This window comes from Escherichia sp. 94.0001 (assembly GCF_013369155.2).
GTDB classification, from domain to species: domain Bacteria; phylum Pseudomonadota; class Gammaproteobacteria; order Enterobacterales; family Enterobacteriaceae; genus Escherichia; species Escherichia coli_F.
The window spans coordinates 1-4248 of the sequence record NZ_JABWMS020000126.1 but is presented as its reverse complement, the minus strand read 5'-3'; the positions used below and the strand labels follow the sequence as shown (position 1 = coordinate 4248).

Below are 4248 nucleotides of genomic sequence, written 5' to 3'. Positions count from 1 at the left end.
GGGTCTCCCCATGCGAGAGTAGGGAACTGCCAGGCATCAAATTAAGCAGAAGGCCCAGTCGGAAGACTGGGCCTTTTTGCGTTTCTACAAACTCTTCCTGTCGTCATATCTACAAGCCATCCCCCCACAGATACGGTAAACTAGCCTCGTTTTTGCATCAGGAAAGCAGCTATGAACCACTCCTTAAAACCCTGGAACACATTTGGCATTGATCATAATGCTCAGCACATTGTATGTGCCGAAGACGAACAACAATTACTCAATGCCTGGCAGCATGCAACCGCAGAAGGGCAACCCGTTCTTATTCTGGGTGAAGGAAGTAATGTACTTTTTCTGGAAGACTATCGCGGCACGGTGATCATCAACCGGATCAAAGGTATCGAAATTCATGATGAACCTGATGCGTGGTATTTACATGTAGGAGCCGGAGAAAACTGGCATCGCTTGGTAAAATACACTTTGCAGGAAGGTATGCCAGGTCTGGAAAATCTGGCGTTAATTCCTGGTTGTGTCGGCTCATCACCTATCCAGAATATTGGTGCTTATGGCGTAGAATTACAGCGAGTTTGCGCTTATGTTGACTGTGTTGAACTGGCGACAGGCAAGCAAGTGCGCTTAACTGCCAAAGAGTGCCGTTTTGGCTATCGCGACAGTATTTTTAAACATGAATACCAGGACCGCTTCGCCATTGTAGCCGTAGGTCTGCGCCTGCCAAAAGAGTGGCAACCTGTACTAACGTATGGTGACTTAACTCGTCTGGACCCTTCAACGGTAACGCCACAGCAAGTATTTGATGCAGTGTGTCATATGAGGACTACAAAACTTCCCGATCCAAAAGTGAACGGTAATGCGGGTAGTTTCTTCAAAAATCCTGTTGTTTCTGCCGAAGCGGCTAACGCGTTGTTGGCACAATTTCCAACAGCACCACATTATCCCCAGACAGACGGTTCAGTAAAATTGGCAGCAGGTTGGCTTATCGATCAGTGCCAGCTTAAAGGGACGCAAATTGGTGGTGCTGCGGTACACCGTCAACAGGCGCTGGTTCTCATAAATGAGCACAACGCAAAAAGCGAAGATGTTGTACAGCTGGCGCATCATGTAAGACAGAAAGTTGGTGAAAAATTTAATGTCTGGCTTGAGCCTGAAGTCCGCTTTATTGGCGCATCAGGTGAAGTGAGCGCAGTGGAGACAATTTCATGAAGGATAACACCGTGCCGCTGAAATTGATCGCCCTGTTAGCGAATGGCGAATTTCACTCTGGTGAGCAGCTGGGTGAAACGTTAGGAATGAGCCGGGCGGCCATTAATAAACATATTCAAAAACTGCGTGACTGGGGCGTTGATGTCTTTACCGTTCCGGGTAAAGGATACAGCTTGCCCGAGCCAATCCAGTTACTTAATGCCGAAAAGATATTGAGTCAGCTGGATGGCGGCAGTGTAGCCGTGTTGCCAGTTATTGACTCCACGAATCAGTACCTTCTTGATCGTATCGGAGAGCTTAAATCGGGCGATGCCTGCGTTGCAGAATATCAGCAGGCTGGTCGTGGTCGCCGAGGTCGGAAATGGTTTTCGCCTTTTGGCGCAAACTTGTATTTGTCGATGTTCTGGCGTCTGGAACAAGGCCCGGCTGCGGCGATTGGTTTAAGTCTGGTTATCGGTATCGTGATGGCGGAAGTATTACGCAAGCTGGGTGCTGATAAAGTTCGTGTTAAATGGCCGAATGACCTCTATCTGCAGGATCGCAAGCTGGCAGGTATTCTTGTGGAGCTGACTGGCAAAACCGGCGATGCGGCGCAAATAGTCGTTGGTGCCGGGATCAACATGGCAATGCGTCGTGTTGAAGAGAGTGTCGTTAATCAGGGGTGGATCACGCTGCAGGAAGCTGGGATCAATCTCGATCGTAATGCGTTGGCGGCCATGCTAATACGTGAATTACGTGCGGCGCTGGAACTCTTCGAGCAAGAAGGATTGGCACCTTATCTTTCGCGCTGGGAAAAACTGGATAATTTTATTAATCGCCCAGTAAAACTTATCATTGGTGATAAAGAAATATTTGGCATTTCACGCGGAATAGACAAACAAGGCGCTTTATTGCTTGAGCAGGATGGAATAATAAAACCCTGGATGGGCGGTGAAATATCCCTGCGTAGTGCAGAAAAATAAGAAAGGGGAGCATTAGCTCCCCTTTAAATTATTTGCGTAGTCTGACCTCTTCTACCGCGTGATTAGCACTCTTTGTCAGGATTAAACTGGCGCGCTCACGAGTAGGTAGAATATTTTGCTTTAAGTTCAGCCAGTTGATCTCTTTCCACAATGTCATGGCAGTGTTAATCGCTTCTTCTTTAGTTAATTTCGCGTAGTTATGAAAATAGGAATCCGGGTCTGTAAAAGCCCCTTCGCGGAATTTCAGGAAACGGTTGATATACCACGTCTGAAGTAAGTCTTCCGGTGCATCAACATATATCGAAAAATCGACAAAATCAGAAACAAAAACATGATGTGGATCGTGTGGATAATCCATCCCGCTCTGTAAGACATTTAACCCTTCAAGAATTAAAATATCAGGCTGAACAACAGTTTTATCTCCATCCGGGATCACATCATAAATAAGATGCGAGTAAACAGGTGCCGTAACGTTTGGCACGCCGGATTTGAGATCGGAAACAAACTTCACCAGGCGATGCATATCATACGATTCCGGGAAGCCTTTCTTCTTCATCAGACCACGTTCTTTCAGCACCTGATTAGGGTGAAGGAAGCCATCAGTCGTGATCAGTTCAACACGACGATGCTCCGGCCAACGGCTTAATAGTGCCTGCAATACACGGGCGGTTGTACTTTTCCCCACCGCGACGCTACCTGCGATACTGATAATGTAAGGAATGCGTTGCCCGTTGGTACCAAGAAACTGTTCCAGAACTGCCTGACGGCGCAGATTCGAGCTTATATAGAAGTTCAGCAAACGTGACAGAGGTAAATAGATCTCGGCAACTTCTTCTAACGAGAGATCTTCATTAATACCTTTGAGACGGGCGATCTCATCTTCCGATAACGTCATAGGTACGGAATCACGCAGAGCTGCCCACTGGTTGCGGTCAAACTGTAGGTAAGGCGTCATTAACGTTTGCTCTTTTATACTCATAAGCATGTTTCTGGCGGTCATAGCTCTATCGGCAAAACGATATTTGCCATGGCGCGTCACAGTTCTGTTGAATGGGTTAATGGGCAGGAGGGTAACACCAGATGGGGAGGAATAATAAGAAAAAATCTCTCCCAGGAAGCTATCGTTGAAAAGCAATGTGACAGATATTCCATCTGATAAAAAGAATTGCGCTTTAGAAGGAGCGCATTGTTGAGAACAATGATGTTGAAAAAGTGTGCTAATTTGCCCTCTGTTCGACTGTTTCTTCATCGTGTCGCATAAAATGTGACCAATAAAACAAATTATGCAATTTTTTAGTTGCATGAACTCGCATGTCTCCATAGAATGCGCGCTACTTGATGCCGACTTAGCTCAGTAGGTAGAGCAACTGACTTGTAATCAGTAGGTCACCAGTTCGATTCCGGTAGTCGGCACCATCAAGTCCGGTGGGGTTCCCGAGCGGCCAAAGGGAGCAGACTGTAAATCTGCCGTCACAGACTTCGAAGGTTCGAATCCTTCCCCCACCACCAATTTCGGCCACGCGATGGCGTAGCCCGAGACGATAAGTTCGCTTACCGGCTCGAATAAAGAGAGCTTCTCTCGATATTCAGTGCAGAATGAAAATCAGGTAGCCGAGTTCCAGGATGCGGGCATCGTATAATGGCTATTACCTCAGCCTTCCAAGCTGATGATGCGGGTTCGATTCCCGCTGCCCGCTCCAAGATGTGCTGATATAGCTCAGTTGGTAGAGCGCACCCTTGGTAAGGGTGAGGTCGGCAGTTCGAATCTGCCTATCAGCACCACTTCTTTTCTCCTCCCTGTTTTTTCCTTCTGTTTATTGCATTCAACAAGTCGGGCATGTTGCCTGGTTGATGTGGTGATATCACCGATTTATCCGTGTCTTAGAGGGACAATCGATGTCTAAAGAAAAGTTTGAACGTACAAAACCGCACGTTAACGTCGGTACTATCGGCCACGTTGACCATGGTAAAACAACGCTGACCGCTGCAATCACTACCGTACTGGCTAAAACCTACGGCGGTGCTGCTCGCGCATTCGACCAGATCGATAACGCGCCGGAAGAAAAAGCTCGTGGTATCACCATCA

4 protein-coding genes and 4 tRNA genes are annotated in these 4248 nt (G+C 47.3%); 7 read left to right on the top strand and 1 reads right to left on the bottom strand.

The annotated features are described in order from the left end of the window. Window positions 1-171 precede the first annotated feature (171 nt). Both murB and birA read left to right on the top strand, forming a co-directional pair. Window positions 172-1200, top strand: a complete 1029-nt coding sequence (murB, locus tag HEN33_RS24300; RefSeq protein ID WP_176263301.1) for a UDP-N-acetylmuramate dehydrogenase — start codon at window positions 172-174, stop codon at window positions 1198-1200. Then, window positions 1197-2162, top strand: coding sequence for a bifunctional biotin--[acetyl-CoA-carboxylase] ligase/biotin operon repressor BirA (birA, locus tag HEN33_RS24295; RefSeq protein WP_176263300.1), 966 nt, complete (start codon window positions 1197-1199; stop codon window positions 2160-2162). The genes murB and birA overlap by 4 nt, the downstream gene beginning before the upstream one ends. 28 nt (window positions 2163-2190) lie before the next feature. Here the strand turns inward: birA and coaA are convergent, their stop codons facing one another. Then, window positions 2191-3141, bottom strand: a complete 951-nt coding sequence (coaA, locus tag HEN33_RS24290) for a type I pantothenate kinase (protein ID WP_000023085.1) — start codon at window positions 3139-3141, stop codon at window positions 2191-2193. A 361-nt stretch (window positions 3142-3502) separates the two neighbouring features. Here coaA and HEN33_RS24285 point away from each other — a divergent pair. The 5 genes from HEN33_RS24285 to HEN33_RS24265 form a co-directional block, all read left to right on the top strand. Next, window positions 3503-3578 (top strand) — tRNA-Thr (locus HEN33_RS24285). Between the two features lie 8 nt (window positions 3579-3586). Then, window positions 3587-3671, top strand: a tRNA-Tyr gene (locus HEN33_RS24280). Window positions 3672-3787: 116 nt separating this feature from the next. Then, window positions 3788-3862 (top strand) — tRNA-Gly (locus HEN33_RS24275). A gap of 6 nt (window positions 3863-3868) precedes the next feature. Then, window positions 3869-3944: transfer RNA gene (locus HEN33_RS24270), tRNA-Thr, on the top strand. 114 nt (window positions 3945-4058) lie between these two features. Further along, on the top strand, window positions 4059-4248 hold a 190-nt coding region (locus HEN33_RS24265), incomplete at its 3' end, for a GTP-binding protein (RefSeq protein WP_021498352.1).

Excerpts from the sequence above, each read along its gene's own strand:
- coaA (WP_000023085.1), bottom strand. The coding sequence starts at position 3,141 with ATGAGTATAAAAGAGCAAACGTTAATGACGCCTTACCTACAGTTTGAC.
- birA (WP_176263300.1), top strand. The coding sequence starts at position 1,197 with ATGAAGGATAACACCGTGCCGCTGAAATTGATCGCCCTGTTAGCGAAT.
- murB (WP_176263301.1), top strand. The coding sequence starts at position 172 with ATGAACCACTCCTTAAAACCCTGGAACACATTTGGCATTGATCATAAT.